General features: G+C 49.0%; 12 protein-coding genes and 1 pseudogene. 3 read left to right on the top strand and 10 right to left on the bottom strand.

Going from position 1 to position 17,922, the window contains the following annotated elements; translation table 11 throughout:
* Positions 1–593: 593 nt before the first annotated feature.
* From L2082_RS13350 to L2082_RS13340, 3 genes are all read left to right on the top strand, one after another.
* Positions 594–2,762, top strand: coding sequence for a Tex family protein (locus L2082_RS13350; RefSeq protein WP_446008728.1), 2,169 nt, complete (start codon positions 594–596; stop codon positions 2,760–2,762).
* 166 nt (positions 2,763–2,928) lie between these two features.
* Positions 2,929–5,658 (top strand): DUF2339 domain-containing protein, encoded by a 2,730-nt coding sequence (locus L2082_RS13345; protein ID WP_446011845.1) that lies wholly within the window; start codon positions 2,929–2,931, stop codon positions 5,656–5,658.
* Positions 5,659–5,786: 128 nt separating this feature from the next.
* Positions 5,787–7,187 carry a DUF3999 domain-containing protein gene (locus L2082_RS13340; RefSeq protein ID WP_446008730.1) on the top strand — a complete coding sequence of 467 codons (1,401 nt, stop codon included), beginning with the start codon at positions 5,787–5,789 and terminating at the stop codon, positions 7,185–7,187.
* A gap of 209 nt (positions 7,188–7,396) precedes the next feature.
* Here the strand turns inward: L2082_RS13340 and L2082_RS13335 are convergent, their stop codons facing one another.
* The 10 genes and pseudogenes from L2082_RS13335 to L2082_RS13290 form a co-directional block, all read right to left on the bottom strand.
* Positions 7,397–7,675 (bottom strand): two-CW domain-containing protein, encoded by a 279-nt coding sequence (locus L2082_RS13335; RefSeq protein WP_446011844.1) that lies wholly within the window; start codon positions 7,673–7,675, stop codon positions 7,397–7,399.
* An 823-nt stretch (positions 7,676–8,498) separates the two neighbouring features.
* A complete protein-coding gene (locus L2082_RS13330; protein ID WP_446008732.1) occupies positions 8,499–9,050 on the bottom strand; it encodes a Uma2 family endonuclease in 552 nt (183 codons plus the stop codon).
* A 188-nt stretch (positions 9,051–9,238) separates the two neighbouring features.
* The gene (locus L2082_RS13325) at positions 9,239–12,331 is read right to left on the bottom strand and encodes an efflux RND transporter permease subunit (protein ID WP_446008733.1); all 3,093 of its coding nucleotides are present in this window, start codon (positions 12,329–12,331) and stop codon (positions 9,239–9,241) included.
* The gene (locus L2082_RS13320) at positions 12,328–13,539 is read right to left on the bottom strand and encodes an efflux RND transporter periplasmic adaptor subunit (protein ID WP_446008734.1); all 1,212 of its coding nucleotides are present in this window, start codon (positions 13,537–13,539) and stop codon (positions 12,328–12,330) included. Before L2082_RS13320 ends, L2082_RS13325 begins: the two co-directional genes overlap by 4 nt.
* 106 nt (positions 13,540–13,645) lie before the next feature.
* Complete coding sequence (locus L2082_RS13315; protein WP_446008735.1) at positions 13,646–15,082, bottom strand: efflux transporter outer membrane subunit; 1,437 nt, start codon at positions 15,080–15,082, stop codon at positions 13,646–13,648.
* 419 nt (positions 15,083–15,501) lie between these two features.
* Positions 15,502–15,807 (bottom strand): hypothetical protein, encoded by a 306-nt coding sequence (locus L2082_RS13310; RefSeq protein ID WP_446008736.1) that lies wholly within the window; start codon positions 15,805–15,807, stop codon positions 15,502–15,504.
* 289 nt (positions 15,808–16,096) lie between these two features.
* The gene (locus L2082_RS13305) at positions 16,097–16,348 is read right to left on the bottom strand and encodes a GlsB/YeaQ/YmgE family stress response membrane protein (protein WP_446008737.1); all 252 of its coding nucleotides are present in this window, start codon (positions 16,346–16,348) and stop codon (positions 16,097–16,099) included.
* A 159-nt stretch (positions 16,349–16,507) separates the two neighbouring features.
* Positions 16,508–16,759 carry a hypothetical protein gene (locus L2082_RS13300; protein WP_446008738.1) on the bottom strand — a complete coding sequence of 84 codons (252 nt, stop codon included), beginning with the start codon at positions 16,757–16,759 and terminating at the stop codon, positions 16,508–16,510.
* Between the two features lie 204 nt (positions 16,760–16,963).
* Positions 16,964–17,386 (bottom strand): annotated as a pseudogene (locus L2082_RS13295) (HNH endonuclease); the annotation flags it as partial.
* Positions 17,379–17,780 (bottom strand): STAS/SEC14 domain-containing protein, encoded by a 402-nt coding sequence (locus L2082_RS13290; protein ID WP_446008739.1) that lies wholly within the window; start codon positions 17,778–17,780, stop codon positions 17,379–17,381. The pseudogene L2082_RS13295 and the gene L2082_RS13290, both read right to left, overlap by 8 nt.
* Positions 17,781–17,922: the final 142 nt, after the last annotated feature.

Here is a 17,922-nt window from a genome sequence, read left to right as displayed (position 1 = left end):
GCAGTGTTCAATATACTGTACCAATTATGACGAATTAGTCACGATGTGTAGCATCGGCTTATTTTAGTGTTTATAATGGCGGTTCAAGATTCACAACTTATAAAATGCGTTTTCATGTCGTTTTTTTACTTGCTTAATCTGTCGAATACATTATTGTTTAAAGCAAGGCCGCTGTTGGAGTACCTACCCTATGAAGAGGGTATTAAGACTGTCTGCAACAAAACACTCTATATTGAATATCCGATATAGAATAATTGATATCCCAGTCCGGTAGGTTGGGGAGCGATCCCAACATCTCCATTAAGTCCTATAGGATGCACTCTATGCATCTCTTGTTGCTCCACAGCAAAGCAAAAGGGAGACTGCCGCCGGGCAATCTCCCTTTCTGCTTGCCCGGCTGTTTCGCCCCTGCCCGCAGACCTCAATGCAACGTTCTGCTCACACTGCCATATCCTTTTTTGGTGCCCAGACTGGCTTCACCCAAAAAAACGCTAGAATCTCTTTGCCCTTCTTACAATAATTCGTTATAACCGTAACCGGTTACACCATGAATCCTGATTATTCTGTTATCCCCATTTCCCCTGATACTTCTTATGTCCCAGAATCAGCATCAACTTCCTCACATCGCTCATCGTATATCCCAAGCCCTGAATATTACTTCCCAGCAGGTGGTTGCCACGGCCCAACTCCTTGAAGAAGGAGCAACTGTCCCTTTTATCTCCCGCTATCGAAAGGAGATGACTGGTTCTTTAGATGAAACCCAGGTCGTAGCCATCCGGGATCAGTTGACTGACTTTGCTGCTCTGGAGAAGCGGCGGAGAAATATGCTGGATTCCCTGGCTGAACGGGAATTACTCACCCCTGCATTAGAGCAGGCCTTGGGCAAGGCAGAAGACCTGACCACTCTGGAAGATATCTTTCTCCCGTATAAGCAGAAGCGCAAGACCAGGGCGGTAATGGCTAAGGAAAAGGGGTTGGAGCCCTTGGCCCAGGCTCTCTTTACTGGTCAGGACAGCACAATTCAACCTGCTGATTTTGTTGATTCCGAGAAAGAAGTGCATTCGGAGGAAGAGGCTCTGGCCGGGGCTCGAGACATCATGGCCGAGTGGATCAGCGAGGATGCAAATCTGCGGGCTAACCTGCGCCGACTTTTTGCGGATAAGGCTGAGGTTCGTTCCTCGGTGGTGAAGAAAAAGCAAGAGGAAGGGGCAAAATATCGGGATTATTTTGACTGGCAGGAGATTGCGAACAAGACCCCAAGTCACCGGCTGCTGGCTATGTTTCGCGGAGCAGAGGAAAAGGTCTTGCGTCTCGCGATCCGACCGGATGAGGATGCTGCCCTTGCCTTGATCAAAAGGCGATTTTCGTCTCAAGGCAGGTTTCGTGAGCAGGTGCAGCTGGCAGCAGAGGAGAGCTATAAGCGACTGCTTGGCCCTTCTTTGGAAAACGAATTACGGGCAGACGTAAAGCAGCGAGCTGATCAGGAGGCTATTCAGGTCTTTGCTGAAAATATTCGGGAATTGCTGTTGGCTCCGGCACTGGGGCAACAGCGGGTCATGGCCCTTGATCCGGGTTTTCGCACCGGGGCCAAGTTGGTTTGCCTCAGTGAGCAGGGGCAGTTGCTGGATTTTACCACGGTCTATCCCACCCACGGTGCGAAGCAGCAGGAGGAGGCTGGCCAAACCATCACAAGGCTTTGCCAGAAGCACCGCATTCGGGCTATTGCCATTGGTAACGGCACAGCAGGGCGGGAGACAGAGCAGTTTGTCCGTGGTCTTGGATTGGATACGAACATCCTGATTACCCTGGTCAATGAGAGCGGGGCCTCGATTTACTCGGCTTCCGAGGTTGCTCGGCGGGAATTCCCTGACCATGACATCACAGTGCGGGGGGCGGTCTCCATTGGGCGTCGCCTTCAAGACCCCTTGGCTGAACTGGTCAAGCTTGATCCTGCTTCCATAGGGGTGGGGCAGTACCAGCACGATGTTAATCAGGCTGCCTTGAAAAAGGCTTTGGATGACGTGGTGATGCATTGCGTGAATACGGTCGGGGTGGAGGTCAACAGCGGATCTCAGGAACTCCTTGCCTATGTTTCGGGTCTCGGGCCGGGATTGGCTGCCAAAATCATTGCCTGGCGCGAGGAGCAAGGGCCGTTTGTTAGTCGCAAACAACTGCTCAAGGTTCCTCGTCTGGGGGCTAAGGCCTTTGAGCAATGCGCGGGCTTTCTCCGTATTCACGGAGCAAAAAATCCTCTGGATAATTCTGCTGTCCATCCTGAACGGTATGCTGTGGTGGAGAAAATGGCTGCGGACGTGGGCTGTACGGTCAAAGAGCTTATGGAGCGAAAAGAATTACGGGACCAGATTGATCTGCATAGATATATCAGCAAGGACAGTGGGAAAGGAGGGAGTAGTCAGGCCCTTGGTCTGCCCACTCTGCGCGATATCCTGGAAGAACTGGCCCGACCGGGCCGTGATCCCCGTCAGGAGTTCACAGCTTTTGCCTTTGCTGATGGGGTCAATTCGATGGATGATCTGATCGAGGAAATGCGTCTGCCTGGTATTGTTACCAATGTCACCCGCTTTGGGGCCTTTGTTGATGTGGGGGTGCATCAGGACGGACTGATTCATATCAGCCAACTGGCGGATCGTTTTGTCAAAGATCCAGCCGAGGTGGTCAAGGTGGGGCAACAGGTGACGGTGCGGGTGCTGGAGGTGGATCAGCAGCGGAAACGGATTGCGCTTTCTTTGCGGGAGGGGTAGTTGTCTTTGCAATAGACGGTAACTTTTTTCATGTCAAGCGGTCATCTTTGCTGATTTCTGTTATAATGCACAAGAGGTGAAGTAAACCAGGGGAGAGACGTGACTGTTCGGCAGTGTCTCAGCTGCCTTCTCTCATGAATTCGGCTCACAGGAGGGGGACGTGGGTATGATCGAAACGATCATCATTATCATTATTGGCGGTATTCTGTTTGTCGGGATCGCACTGGTATTTCTCCTGGTCAGAACCTCGACGCAGAAGAAACTCCTTCAGGGCATGGAGAAACGGCTGAACAAGTGCGAAGACGTGCTTGATGCTCTTCCCGGAAAAGACACCTCTGCTGAATCTGTTCCGCTGAAAGATGAGCCGCGAGCACATCCTTCGCCTCCAAAAGAGCGGGTGAAATCAGCTGCAATCCACAGACCTGCCTCCCCGCCGCAGGAGGTATCTTTCCAGGTTGCCGAGGAAGAACCTGAAGAGCAACCGAGTCCGGTCAGAAACCCGGTCAGTCCTTCCTCTTCAGAAACTCCGCCGGACCCGGTGGAACGGGCCATTGCCTATGTGCAGCAGTTTTTCACTCAGGGGAATGTCGTCTTGCGGGTGGGTCTGCTGGTTCTCTTTTTCGGGGTTGCCTTTCTTCTGAAATACGCTGCTGAACGCAATATGCTGCCCATTGAGATTCGCCTGCTTGGGGTGGCTTTGGCTGGCATTGCTATGCTGGTGTTTGGCTGGAAGCAGCGGCTGCAACGGCCTGGTTTTGCCCTGCTGATGCAGGGAGGTGGCATTGGTCTGCTCTTTCTTGATGTGTTTGCCGCCTTTAAATTATATCAGCTCTTGCCTGCGGCCTTGGCTTTTGCCTTGATGCTGGGATTGGTCTGCACCTCTGCGGCCCTGGCCCTGTTGCAGGATGCGAAATCCCTTGCTTTCTTCGGTGCAACAGGTGGTTTCCTGGCTCCGGTCCTTCTTTCCACGGGCAGTGGCAATCATGTGGCCCTGTTCAGTTATTATGCCCTGCTCAATACTGGCATCCTGATTATTGCCTGGTTCAAGGCCTGGCGTGAACTGAACCTGCTCGGGTTTTTCTTTACCTTAGGGATCGGGAGTTTCTGGGGCGTGACCAGCTATAAGGCCCGTTATTTCGCCTCGACAGAGCCCTTTCTTATCCTTTTTTTTCTCATGTTCACCCTGATCGGGGTCTTATTTGCCTTTCGCCAGCCTCCTAAGTTGCGTGGTTATGTGGACGGCACCTTGGTTTTTGGCACCCCGATTATCTGTTTTTCCCTGCAAACAGCTCTGGTCAAGGATATTGAGTACGGGCTGGCCATCAGTGCTTTGGTGGTCAGTTTGTTTTATATCGGGCTGGCACGTTTTCTCTGGAATAAGGGCAATGAGCGGTTGCGCCAGGGAATGCGTACCCTGACAGAGGCCTTTCTTGCCTTGGCTACACGACGCTCTTCCGATCTTGTGCCTTTGGCCCTGAGTGGCAGATGGACAGCTGTGACCTGGGCCATGGAGGGAGCAGCCCTGATCTGGCTGGGTGTGCGGCAGAATCGAATGATGCCGAGAAATTTCGGCACCCTGCTCCAGTTTATTGCGGCCTTCTTCTTTCTTACTGGCAGCTATCTACCGGAGCGGATGATCCTGTTCAACGGAATCTATCTGGGATGCCTGATCATCAGCCTTTCAGCCCTGTTTTCCTCCTGGTACCTGTACCGGGCCGACAACCTACGCAGTTTTGAACAATATCATCACCTTCTGCTTTTTATCTGGGGAATTATCTGGTGGTTTGGTGGCGGAGTCAATGAGCTGAGTTATCAGCTTATTCCGTATTATATTTATCACGATTATGCCGTACTCCTGTTCATCGGGTTAAGCTGTGCTGTTTTGATGATGCTTGCCCGACGCATTTCCTGGCCTGTCGCAGCCTGGCCAAGTCTGTTCCTCCTGCCACTCATGATCCTTGTGACACCGGAAGGGATTCTGCAGGGGTTCTTCTACCCTCATGAGCATCTTTTTGCTGACCTTGGCTGGTTCGTTTGGCCAGCAAGCTTTGCTTTGCTTCATTATTGCCTGTACAAGGGGCGAGGTCTTCTTTATGAGTGGCTTCTTGGTGTCATTCATGTTGGCAGCTATCTTCTGCTTGTTCTGATTCTGACGTCGGAAGCTGTCTGGCTGGTGCGCAGTTTGGGCGGTTGGCAGAATACCTGGGAGCTGATCATCTGGGCCTTGGTTCCGCTGGCCTTGCTGCAATGTGTGCAAAACGTCCGTCTGACCCGATACTGGCCTTTGTCCCATTATACACCTCAGTATCGGGATCAGGGATCAGCCGTCCTTGCAGTATTGCTCTGGGTCTGGCTGTTGACAAGTGCTTTACTCAGTCCGGGAGATGCAACGCCATTGCCTTTTATTCCTCTTTGTAATCCACTGGAGCTGAGTCAATTAATCGTGTTCCTGGGTATTGCCCGTTGGCTGTTTTTGCGTCAGGATGCTGTCAGTGCCTTGGTTCCATGGCAAAGTTTTTTGATGCTGGCTGGGGCTACAGCTTTTCTCTGGCTAAATGCGGCCTTGGCTCGTTCTGTTCATCAGTTTGGTGCAGTACCCTTTGCTTTGGATTCTATGCTGGATTCCCGTCTCTATCAAGCGGCCCTTGCTATTCTTTGGGGAACCCTTGCCTTGATCCTGATGATGACAGCCCATGGTTTGAAACACCGAACCCTCTGGCTTATTGGAGCTGTTTTAGTGGGCATTACTGTGGGTAAGCTCTTTTTGATTGATTTGGCAAACAGCGGCACTGTGGAGCGCATTGTTTCCTTTTTAGCGGTTGGTATTTTGTTGATGATCATCGGCTATTTTGCCCCCTTGCCCCCAGCAGGATCTGAAGAGGAGGAAGGGGTGTGAAATTGTTCTGGTGTGCAGGGCGACTACGGGTTTTCGCCATATCGGGCAGGCACAGGGGCCTGCCCCGTGTCGTATTAAATTGGGCAGACACAGAGATCTGCCCCTACAGTTTTTCATTGGGTACAGGTATGTTTCACCGTATTTTTTGTATATTGGCCTTTCTTGTTGTCTCCAGCTTTCCTGTTCAAGCTGCTGGCGGTGATGAGAAACCGCTCTTGCAACGGGAGGACTTTGCCTATGGCATGGAACTGTCAGTGAGCGGTAATAACTCCATATACGGGTTACTTTTGCCAGCTGAGGTCTATCAGGGATGCACCCGTGCAGATCTTGGGGATCTCCGGGTGTTTAATGCTCAATATACAGTGCCCTATGTTATTCGATCCCAGGTCAGCAAGAAAACAAAACGAGCAGCCCAGGCACTGCCCTTTTTCCCCCTGTTCAGTGATACACAGGATAGGGGTAGTTCTCCTCCAGACCTTCATATTGCCACCAATGGTCAGGGAACGATTATTGATATTAGGCAGCATACTGCTTCAGCGGAAAAAGATCAGGTCGTCACAGCCTATATTCTTGATACCAGCGGGTTGGAGTATCCTGCGGACTGGCTGGAGCTTACCTGGGCCGGGCAGGGAGAGCAATTTTCCACCTCTGTTCGTCTGGACAGCAGTAAGGATCTGAATAGCTGGAGCTCGCAGGTCAGTTCTGCTGCCCTGGCTGAACTTCGTTTTGAAGGTCATAGCCTGTTACGTACAAGGATTATGGTGCCCCAAGGGATTCAGCGAAAAACATATCTCCGTTTATCCTGGCCTGCTGGCAAGGACGGGGTCAAGCTCACCAGCATCAAGGCTGGCTATAACCGGGAAGCCCGAAACCATCCCCGTACCTTTCAGCATTTGACCGGTACCTTTTCATCGCGCACAGAACAGGGAATGATGAGGTATCAGTATGACAGTAAAGGTTTTTTTCCGGTGGATCAACTCAGGGTTCACCTAGCTGAACAGAACTCTCTGGGGCAGATTACGTTGTTTTCCAGAGTCAATGAGGAGGCCCCTTGGCAGCGAAGAACTTCGTTTCTGGCCTACAGGTTAACGGTTGATGGTGTCAGCCTGGATAATGGGACTATCAGTATTAATCGCACCACTGATCAATATTGGCGATTGGAGGTTGCTGGCGATAGCGGCATTCGTCAGATGCCAACTCTGGAACTGGGCTGGCTGCCGGGACAACTGCTCTTTCTGGCCCAGGGTGAGCAACCCTACACCTTGGCCTATGGCCGGGCCGGGTTGCAGGCAACCCGCTATCAGGTGGATCGGTTGCTCAAGGCCGTTGATCCACAGAGTGAAAAAAAACTGGTTGCCCCTGTTCAGGCCGGGCCTGAGAAAATCCTCGGAGGCGGAGACCGACGTACACAGGCCCGGAACCTGCCTTGGCAACAATGGTTGCTTTGGGTGGTGCTTATTGCGGGAGTGGTGGTTGTTGGCCTGATGGCATTGAAGTTGTACAGGGAGATGCAGGGAAAGGATATATAATCGGAGATATCAGCTGGATACAAAATTCAGGAGGGTTAATATGTTTTTGTGATCGTTAGAGTTGACAGACATCACGGGGTGCTTATTTTGTACGTTAAGGACGGCTGAAAAACTAAAAATAGGAATGGGGCCCCTTCTTGAATCCTCCTTCAGTCGTCTTTACTGCCTGGTTGTCTTATGCCCGAAAAAGGCTCTGGATGAACAGAGGACTAGATCACAACAAGCAGTTTTGATGTTTCACGGACCATCTTGTAAAAGTCACAGGTGTGACATACTATAAACTCTCCGGTATAACAGACAATCCCTTCCTTTCTCGCCTCAGAAGCTTTAAATACCCAACAGCACCTCCCGCCGTTCTTGCCGTTGTGGATACCATCTACATTTTCATCGCTTGCCGCAGGGCATACTCCGAGTTCAGCAACATTTTTCCCGTTTGGTTCTCTGCCACATTTTTTGAATTCCCAACAGTTCAAATATGCTGTTTTCATGATATTGATTCTGTTGAAAGCGTTTCCCCCTGGCCTGTGGCCGGGGCCAAACCTCGAAGTAACAGTGACGTTCACGTTATGTTACTTTGAAGGGAGGAAATGTTCGGTAGAGGATAGGTTTAAAAAATTATATTCTTGTGGTTAGAACCTGACAATCGCTGTTGAACAAAGACTTCCCAGTCTATTGAGCTTTCCGGGATTTCAAAACCAACTTCCATGGAGTTATCCTTTTTCTGATGCCAGCGTAGATAGGCTGTTACTGTATATATCTTACTTTTTCTGGTGAGATAAGAAGCTGCTCTGCATAGCTTGTTGACCATGTTCTCGGAAATAATGATTTTAAATTTCTTTTTACGCTCATTTCAAACTTCCTCGTGCAGCATATAAAAAATTTAAAACATATTTTTGTATCAGCGATGGTTTGTTATTGTAATGCGTTATTATTTGAAGAAGTATTCATTTTTTTACAGGATAACATAAATAAAACTAAAGTACAATTTCTTTTACCTGATGAGCAAGAGTATCAGTTTGATACATCATTTTTTTCTTGTGGCAGACGAAAAAATCGTAATGATGGGAGAAAAATTAACAAGGACGGAAAGATAATCCAGAGTTGAAATGGTGCGGGAAGAAACAAGGGCCGCATGCAGAGCATAGATCCAGTAAGCAAGACGTATAATAAAATATATCGTTATTTGTCTCCTTGAAAAAGGGATGGTGTTGTGCCGATAATTGCTGGTATTATAACGATTTGTATGGAGAGGGATTGGTGTGTACTGGGGGAATCGGAGGGAGATGAGGAGGATAGCCCCATATGTATTTTTTATGAAAAGAGAACTTTTGCGTATAAATCTCTAACCGGGATTTTTAAATCAAGAGAAAGAAAATAAAGCTCATCATTTTCCTTCAAGATTTCTATCTCCCACTTTTTTCCTGTTCGTCTGTATATCCACACTTCAATTTCTTGTTGGCTAACCAATACATATTCTTGTAAACTTGGAATTTTGAGATAATTTTGCAGTTTATCCCCTCTATCAAAATGTTTAGTTGATTCTGATAAAACTTCAATAACGAGTATTGGTTTGTCTTTCACCAATTCGTCATTATCATCTGGATCACATTTGACAAAAACATCTGGATAATAGCAGTCAGAGCCTGCTGATAATTTCATATCACTTGAATAAACATCACATGAGGATTCAAGTAAATGATTTGCAATATTTCTAAATATGTTTCCTGTTATTTTTACATGATTCTCTTTAGCACCGGCCATTGCATAGATTTCACCATTAACCAGCTCATGCTTTGTCTCTGCTTTTTCTTCTAATAACAGATAGTCATATTTGGTAAATAACTTTCTTTGAGGTAGTCCCATTCTCTTCCCTTCTCAGAGTATATCGTATTAACAGCCTTTTTATGCTATAACAAGAAGTTCACCGTCCGCCGAGGCATTATTGTAATCCCTGAAACGGGCCGGAAGCCTGATTTATCATTTCACGAGAGAATGGTACCTGATACGAGTAAGATAAGCAAGGTGAATGGCAGAGATAAAAATCCCCTGAATCATGCAATTCCTTTAATATCCTCCAGGATCAGATAGAGCGCAGGAACCAGCACCAGAATAATTGCGGTGGAGAACACAATGCCGAAGCCCAGCGAAATGGCCATGGGGATAAGGTATTGTGCCTGGAGGGAGGTTTCGAGGATGATGGGGGTCAGGCCGCCAAAGGTGGTGGCTGTGGTCAGGAAAATGGGACGAAAACGTCGCAGGCCAGCCTGACGGATTGCATCAAATATATTGGTATCTTTGCGTTTATTGTTTGCAAAGTGGACCATAATCAGGGAGTCGTTCACCACCACCCCGGAAAGGGCGATCACACCCATCAAACTGATCAGAGAGATATCGTATCCCAGCAGGATATGTCCTATCACCGCTCCGATGATCCCGAAAGGAATGGCACTGAGCACGATCAAGGGTTGGAGGTAGCTGCGAAAGGCAATGGCCAGCAGGGCGTAGATGGCGAATAAGGCAAATCCATAGCCCACCCAGAGTTTGTTGGTGGCCCGCCGCATTTCTGCGTCGCTGCCTTCGAAGCTCCAGGTCAGACCGGGATAATCAGCCCGTAAAGCCGGTAACTCTACTTCGTTGAGCTTGCGGATCACCTGGGTAACTGCCCGTTTTGGTTCCACATCCATGGAAACATTCACGACGCGCCGTCCATTGCGGCGATTGATTGAGGTAAATGCTTCGCTGGACTGCATGTCAACCACTTCCAGGAGCGGAACCTCCCTTCCATCCGGTGTTTGTATAATCAGATCCTCCAGATGGTATATGTCTTTGCGCTCTTCCTTGGGCAGTTTCACCCGTACCTCAACTTCGTTTGTGCCGCGCAGCAGCCGGATGGCCAGTGCTCCGTAAAATGAGGATCGTAACTGTTCACCCACGTATTCAGGGGTCAACCCCAAGGTGCGTCCTTCCGGGAGCAAGCGAAAATCAAGCTGTTTTTTCCCATGACGGTAATTATCGCTCACATCCCGCGTATTGTCGTAGGAATCTGCAGTGGCTACCAGTGCTTTGGCCGCTTTGGCCAACACTTCGATGTTGTTGTGACTGAGATCAATGCTGATGTCCTGCCGCCAGCCACCCGGACCTGATTCTGTTTCAAAGGTGATTTGGGTCACTCCGGGCAGGTCCCCGATTTCCTTGCGCCAAATCTCAATGACCTCGTTGGCCGTCAGTTCAGCGACGTCTGGAGGCAGCATAACGATCTCCACATCGACAAACATGCCGCCCCGTACGTTGGTTTTGACGCCTTCCGCAGTGGTTTCAAGGCCATACTTTTCAAACATACGCAGAGTTGCCTCGGTGACATTGTTGGCAACCTCGGCTGCCTTGTCCGGCGTCACCCCAACCGGTAAGCGCACGCCAGCTTCGATTTCATCCGCAGCAACCTCGGGCATCAAAATCATTCCCATGTGGGCACTGGTTGCATAATTCATGGCAATAGCAAACAATGCAATTGCTGTGACCAGAGTCACATACCGGTACTTCAGGGCTTTATCCAGAAACCAACGGTATTGGGTATTTACAAAACAGGTAAATGCCCTGGCAAATTTTTGCTGCAGCCCGTGGAAAAAGAAGTTCATGCCTTTGCGGTGTGAATTCCGCAGCTGTTTCTGGTGCCCAAGGTGGCTGGGGAGAATATAGAGTGCTTCAAAAAGTGATACCGCTAAAATGATGACGACCACGACAGGAAGCGGATACCAGAATTTTCCAGTCTCTCCGGGAATCAACATGAGCGGGATAAAAGCCACAATGTTGGTCAGGATGCTGAAGATGACAGGTCCGGCGATTTCTTTGGTTCCCCGGATGGCCGCTGACAGGGCATCTTGGTCCTGCTGTCGGTGCTCGTAAATATTTTCACCAATCACGATGGCATCGTCCACCACAATCCCAAGTACGATAACAAAACCGAACAGGGTGATCATGTTCAGGCTCATGTCCACAGCTGGCAGGAATAATATTCCTCCAAAAAACGAGATAATCATGCCCATCATCACCCAGAAAGCCAGACGCAGCTCCAGGAAAAGGGCGAGAATAAAAAGGACAATGGCCACGGCCATCAGTCCGTTTTCCACTACCAAACTCAGTCGCCGACGAAACTCCTCGCCATCATTGCTGTCTATACGCCACTGGACACCTAGTGGCAAGCCAGTCTCAAAAGCGGCCATTTCCTTTTCCACAGCCCTGGCAATGTCCAGCGGGGACTGGTTGCCCACCCGAAAGACTTCAATCTGCATGGAGGGTTGCCCGTTGAAGCGCGAGGGATAGCCGGTTTCTTCAAAACCATCCCTGATGGTGGCAATGTCGGCCAGTGTGACTGACGATCCAAATTCGCCGGGAATAATTTCAATGGCGCCAAACTCCTCGGCAAACTGCTTGCGCTCGTTCATGCGCAAGAGGATTTCCCCGGAACCGGTTTCCACCGTGCCTGCCGCAATATCCTCACTTGATGCCTTAATGCTCTGCGCAACATCACTCAGGGTCAATCCGTATTCCCGCAGGCGGTCGCCGGAGATTTCCACATGGGTAACGTAATCAAGTGACCGCCCGAGGGAAACCTGGGTAATCTTGTCATTAGCCCGCAGTTGATCGCGCAATCGTTCACCCAGCTTGCGAAGCGTCCAGGAATCCACTGCCCCGTAGAGCACCAGTTCCATGACTTCGCGTTGCCTTGAACGGAGTTCTACATCGGGTTCCTCAATATCATCAGGGAAAGTGCGGATCCGGTTCACTGCCTGATCAATATCCTGAAAAACCTTCATCCGGTCTGCGCCGCTGACCAATTCGACAGTAACAGAGCCTCTTCCCTCGCGGGCCGATGAGGTGATTTCGCGAATCCCATCGACACCGACGATAGCCTCTTCAACAGGCAGTAAAATCCCCTGCTCCACCTCACTGGGTGCGGCACCAGGATACCCCACACTCACCGTGACAATATCCAATTCAAATTCCGGAAAAACTTCCTTTTGCATGTTGAATGCGAAAAACAGGCCACCAGCCAACAAAATGACCATCAACAGGTTAGCTGCGATTGCGTTGCGCGTCATCCAACCAATTGTGCCTTCGTCGGATCTGCTTTGCGTTGCACTCATGGATGTTCTCCGGCTCGGGTGTTGTTGTTCTCAACGCGTAAGGGGATTCCGTCGGAGATCGTGGCCAGGTTAGTTGACACCACAGCTTCGCCTTCCTCAAATCCGTCTCGAATGTAAACATAGTGCAAATCACGGAAAACGACATGCACCTTTCGAATATTCAGCTTGCCCCGGTTATACATCCAGATCGTATCATTTCGCCGTAAATAGTCGCGATCCAACCGGAAAACATCTTCCAGCAGCCGCGCCGCTATATGGGTTTCCACCATGGTACCTAAAAGCAACATCGGTTCTTCGGTTTGGCGTGACAGCGGGTCTTTGACGCTCATGAGCAGGCGGGCCAGGCGTGTTTCATTGTCCAGGACACCAATCAGGTGTTGTACCTCGCCTGTACGGGAAACGCCTTCGTCCCAGGCCCCTGACTTGGTGATCTCCACGGTCGCTCCGGGCTCGCCTTTTATGGGGAATTGGATCCACTGTAAATCCTCCTGCGGCACCGACGCAATGATCCAATATTCATCAATACCAACCAGCCGCGCCAACGAGTTTCCCGGCGAAACCTGCGAACCGATGTTCACGCTGCGCGAGAGGATTTGAGCGTCGAATGGCGCATGTAACCGGGTGCGGCTGAGATTCAGTTTGGCCATGTCCACTTCAGTCTGGGCAGATTCGACACGGGCCTGGGCACTGCGTATTTGCGGTTCACGCAGAATCAATGCCCGGTTGGCCTCTTTGATTTCCTCGCCCAGCAGGGCAAACTCCTGTTGGGCTGCCCGTTGTTGTCCAAGCTCCAGTTCGCGCTCGGCCTGGGCCTGATGCAGTTCGCTCCGGCGCATGGCCAGATTGTTGCGAAAGTCTGCCGGATCAATTTCCAGCAGCAATTCTCCTTTGTTCACGAATCCGCCGGGAATGAATCCCTTTGCCATGGAAATAACCTGTCCGCTGACCCGTGGGCTCAGTTGGATTTCCCGGGCTGGCTCCACTGTTCCCAGTGCCTTAATAACGGGGCGGTAGTCTCCGCGCTTGGGATAGATCACCTCTACCAGGGCCGAGCTTTTCCGGGTTGCACCGGATTTTTGCGCAGTGGGTGCGGTGGCGTGGATCAGTTCAATGATGCGCATAGCTGCCAGCGCGACGGCCGCACAAATCACAAGGGTGCAGACGATATGTTTTGCATTACCGGATTGATTTTCTGTGCTTTCTGGCATAATCTATTTCACTTGGGGATTCAATAAGAAATATTCTGCCCATTATTTTGAGTGCAGTAGGCACGGTGCCTCGTGCCCTTACAGTACAACACCGAAAACGGGAAGTTTATTGCTTGCTGGTTTCCTTGAAGGATAAATCTGAAGATGGTTCTGATAATTTCTTTAAAGGTTCAATCCCGCCAGCCAACGAGCGGTAGAGTGCAACGCGAATTTCCAACAGCTCCCGCCTGGCTGTCAGGAGATCACGCTGCAAGCGCTGACCTTCGATTAAATTATTGAGAACTGAGAGGTAATCCGAGGCACCATGAATATACTGCCCCCGCAATTGTTTGTAGGTCTTCTCGTTAAGGGTTAACTGACGTTCCAGGCTTTTCACGATGCGGTGCTGTTGAGTCTCCCCGAGGAGAGCGTCTTCCACTTCCCTGAACGCTTCCAGAGTGGCCTGCATATAGTTCGCCACTCCGGCGCGAAGGAGAGCTTCCCGACGATCCATTTCCGCACGCCGCTGACCGCCGTCGAACAGAGGCGCGACGATCTGCCCGGCCACCGAAGCCATCCAGGTGTCGAACAATTTTTCCGGAGACTCGGCAGAGGCTGAAATTGATGCGGTCAGGTTGAGTCGTGGGTATTGATTGGCCACGGCTGCGGCCAGATCAGCATCCAGGGCCTTGAGATCGTAAAAGGCCTGTCGCAGGTCGGGCCGCCGTTGCACCAGGTCGCTGGGCAATCCGGTTTGCGGCAACGGCGGCAGGGTGGGTAATTCCGCCTCTGTTACAATCAGGGATTCCTGGGGTGCTTTACCTTTCAAAAGTTGCAACTGGTGCCACTGGATTCCAATTCTTGATTCCACTGCATAGAGTTGTTCCCGTGTTGACTCAATCAGCTGCCGCTGGCGAAGCACGTCGGCACTTCCAATTTGGCCGCTGGAAAATCGCGCTTCCAGAATTTTCACAATCTTCTGATTGTTCTTGAGCTGTTGTGTTAATAAATCCTTCTGCCGCAACGCTTCGACAAACTCAAACCAGGCGATGGTCACCTGTGCCGAAAGGCTCAGTGCTGCTGCGTGGTACGCTTCCTCCTCTGCCCTTCCGCGTAATTGCTCGGCTTCCACCAATGAATCAATGCGGCCCCACAGATCGGCTTCATAACCGACAGCCAGCCCGAGTTCATAATCCTCCGCAGCGTCTGTATTATCTGATTTGCTGTAGCCGGTTTCGACGGTTCCATCCAGTTCAGGATACAATGCAGACGACTCCCGATGTGCCAGGGCCTTGGCCGCTCGCAAACGCTCCCGGGCAGCTGTCAGTGTGAGGCTGCCATCCAGTGCCTCCTGCACCTGCTGATCCAGAGATGGATCCCCAAAGGCGGTCCACCAGAATTCTTCAATAGCTTCTGTTCCCGAGATCCGAAACGGTGGGGCCTCTTCAAACGACGGTTTAACGACCTCTCTGGGTACATGACACCCCACCAAGATCGCACTGATCCCGATCATCCAAAGCCAGCTGTGAAAAATTGGGATCAGCCCCTTTGCGCTAGTAATCATGGCAGGTTATCCCCAAATTGTTCAAGTAAATAAAGTAATAAATCGCTTTTCAGCAGATGAGCCAAAGGGATGAAAAGTTATTTTTCCCCCCTGAGAACTCAATATTAGGCAATTGTTTGTAAATAGCAAAGACTCTTTTGATATTTTCTTGAAAAATTCTCAAAAGCATTTGTGACGACAAGCAAGGAAAAATACCCCGGTAGAGAAAAAAAGGAGGTGAAAACCCTACCGAGGTATCGGGTTGGACTCATAATACGTTTATCATGATATCCGTACTAAGGATACCAAAAGAAAGATTAACAGAAGATGAAGGGAGCATTCCCAAAAGGTAGGAATGTATTTTTTTTTTGACAGCTGATCTGTTTTTGCAAAACATCTGAAGAATTGATCAGGCCGCATTAAAGTCAACCTTGGCCCCATTAATTCTGATCTTTATTCACTTTTTCATGCAATCCTTTAACACTCCATAACCAGGGATTTTTAATAAGATAGACAATGTTGTTGTACTTTTCTTCTTTCCTGAAGATCACAAAAAACGGATAAACCAAAATTTTAGAGATACCAAGTAAGGTATACATAACGATAAATATCAAAGGTGTGAGCGGTAATAGAAAAGCAACAAATCTTCCGTGATTATTTGCTGTATCACTGTACATCCCAAAGAGGTACCAAAGCAGCAGCAGAACAAATGGCATGAAAAAGCCAATCGCATTGAGTAGTTCCAATGTTTTCCCTCTATCTCTGCAAATTTTTTTGCTCCTCAAGTTGCGTAGGTCTGATTGAGTAAAGCGAAATTAGACAATTTGGGTAATGTGTTGTCCGCTTTTGCACTCAAGCAGCCCTACCTGGCTCTGTACATCATGCTGCCGTACAGGGAAAAGAAAGGCATATCCTCACAAAGAAAATCCTTTGTTCCATAAACTCTCTACGCAATACGTGCGAACAAAGAGGGTCAGAGTAAAATTATTATTTAATTTTGCTCTGACCCCTTTTACTTCCTTTTACTTCAAAGGATTACTTCTTTTTTATGACACGGTACAAAGCCAAAAGAACAACACCGCCGCCGGTAGCCAACAAGAGACTGCCAAGATTAAAGCCTGTCACAGCTCCAAGCCCCAGAAAGGTTCCAATGTAACCACCCACGAAAGCACCTGCTATGCCGATGAGGATAGTAACAAAAATCCCTCCAGGATCTTTCCCAGGCATGATGAATTTTGCGAGTGCCCCGACAATCAGCCCCATTATGATCCACGATAAAATTCCCACAGTTTGTCTCCTTTTTGCTGTTCAGCATTACTTCCTCGCTGAACTCTTTATAAGCAGCCTGTTGCAGCACAAGTGAATACACAGGCTATGGTGGCTCTGAATGTTGCTGATTATAGCTCTTCCTGCTCGGTATCTGCTTGGAGATGAAGAGAGCCTATGTTACTTTTCTCTATTTTTACCAAGATTTTCCAGATACAGCTCAATTTCTTCCGGCGAAATTCCTTTCAGTCGATCCTTTAGTGACAATCGTTCCAGTACCTCATCTGGTGTAAAATGTTCCAGTACTTCATCTGGTGTAAAGTGTTGCAGTACTTCATCCGGTGAAAATTTGTCCAGCACTTCATCGGGCGAGAGCAGGCCCAGGTGATTTTTGACATAATCTCTTTGAAAATCTTTCATTGTGTAGGACACGGGGAATCCCTCCAGATTGTAATTATCTCCATAAGAGAATATTACCTGATGTATGCAGACAGGGCAAGGATTTGGCGGATATAAAAGAAACGCCCTGAATCATGCTTGACTCAGGGCCTTGTTTTCTATAAGGGAGAGGCGAATTCCTTTTTTGGTGAGTTCTGCTCGGGGCTCATCGGGGGTGTCCTTTATTGTTCCTCTCTCTATCGGGGGATGTTTACTCATTTCACACAATATGCGGCGTAAATTCTGCACCCCTTCACGGTTCAGGTGTAATGTTTCTATTGTTGCACGTCCTGTCGGTGTGATACCCAATATCAGCGTGTAATCATCATTCCAACAAAAGTGGTCACACCATTTCTGGTGCCTGGGATGGTACAATGAGGAAATTTTCCCACTTACTAGGTCATATCCTTCCGTTTTGGTATACTTATGGCCATTGCATCCCTGACAGGCAAAGGCAAGATTATCCAGTTCCGTCTTTCCGCCTTGACTGCGAGGGATGATATGTTCAACCGAAAATGATTGCGTCGCAAAATCTGTCTGACTGCGACAATATTCACAGCAGCCGTGCGCCCGCTCTGCTATTTTTGTTCTCTGTTTTGCGGTAACGCGCTTTTCAGGCATAAGCAGGACGACGAATATTTAACTCTTCCATCAACGCAGAAAGTGAAATTTCGCGTATATTTGCCAGTTTAGCCATATATTCCACCCGCTTTGCGTCCAGCTTTTCAATCCGGTCAATCAAATCCAGCAATTCTTGATGTTCATACGAGGTAAGTGTTTCCGCTTGGCGTTTAGCAACCAACTCATCAAAACGTTTCTGAACATCAAGCGGCAAACCCTGATTTATCTTCAGTAACAGCTCAGACTCATTTTTAGGTAAACTTGGTGCTTTACGACGGGCTTGCAACACGACGACTTGAGACATCAACTGTTCTAAATCAGGCAGATTCAATTGTTCAACAGCCTTCAACAATTCATTAAAAGGCAATTCTGTTTTGACTTGAAGTGTAGACATCTTTTATCCTCTTAACCCAAGTTCGTAGGATTTGTGCTCAAAACACGAAAAAAAGTCCTTTTTGGGGCCTTGCTCCTCTTTCAAATATCTGTAATTACTCATCACAGATTTTCGGATTCTTAATGTAGTGCCAGAGAGTGCG

The sequence above is a fragment of the Candidatus Electrothrix sp. genome, from assembly GCF_052785085.1.
This window is presented reverse-complemented; position numbering and strand designations above follow the sequence as displayed.

Coding starts and splice junctions, on each gene's coding strand:
- L2082_RS13350 (WP_446008728.1), top strand. CDS start 594: ATGTCCCAGAATCAGCATCAACTTCCTCACATCGCTCATCGTATATCC.
- L2082_RS13345 (WP_446011845.1), top strand. CDS start 2,929: ATGATCGAAACGATCATCATTATCATTATTGGCGGTATTCTGTTTGTC.
- L2082_RS13340 (WP_446008730.1), top strand. CDS start 5,787: ATGTTTCACCGTATTTTTTGTATATTGGCCTTTCTTGTTGTCTCCAGC.
- L2082_RS13335 (WP_446011844.1), bottom strand. CDS start 7,675: ATGAAAACAGCATATTTGAACTGTTGGGAATTCAAAAAATGTGGCAGA.
- L2082_RS13330 (WP_446008732.1), bottom strand. CDS start 9,050: ATGGGACTACCTCAAAGAAAGTTATTTACCAAATATGACTATCTGTTA.
- L2082_RS13325 (WP_446008733.1), bottom strand. CDS start 12,331: ATGAGTGCAACGCAAAGCAGATCCGACGAAGGCACAATTGGTTGGATG.
- L2082_RS13320 (WP_446008734.1), bottom strand. CDS start 13,539: ATGCCAGAAAGCACAGAAAATCAATCCGGTAATGCAAAACATATCGTC.
- L2082_RS13315 (WP_446008735.1), bottom strand. CDS start 15,082: ATGATTACTAGCGCAAAGGGGCTGATCCCAATTTTTCACAGCTGGCTT.
- L2082_RS13290 (WP_446008739.1), bottom strand. CDS start 17,780: ATGTCTACACTTCAAGTCAAAACAGAATTGCCTTTTAATGAATTGTTG.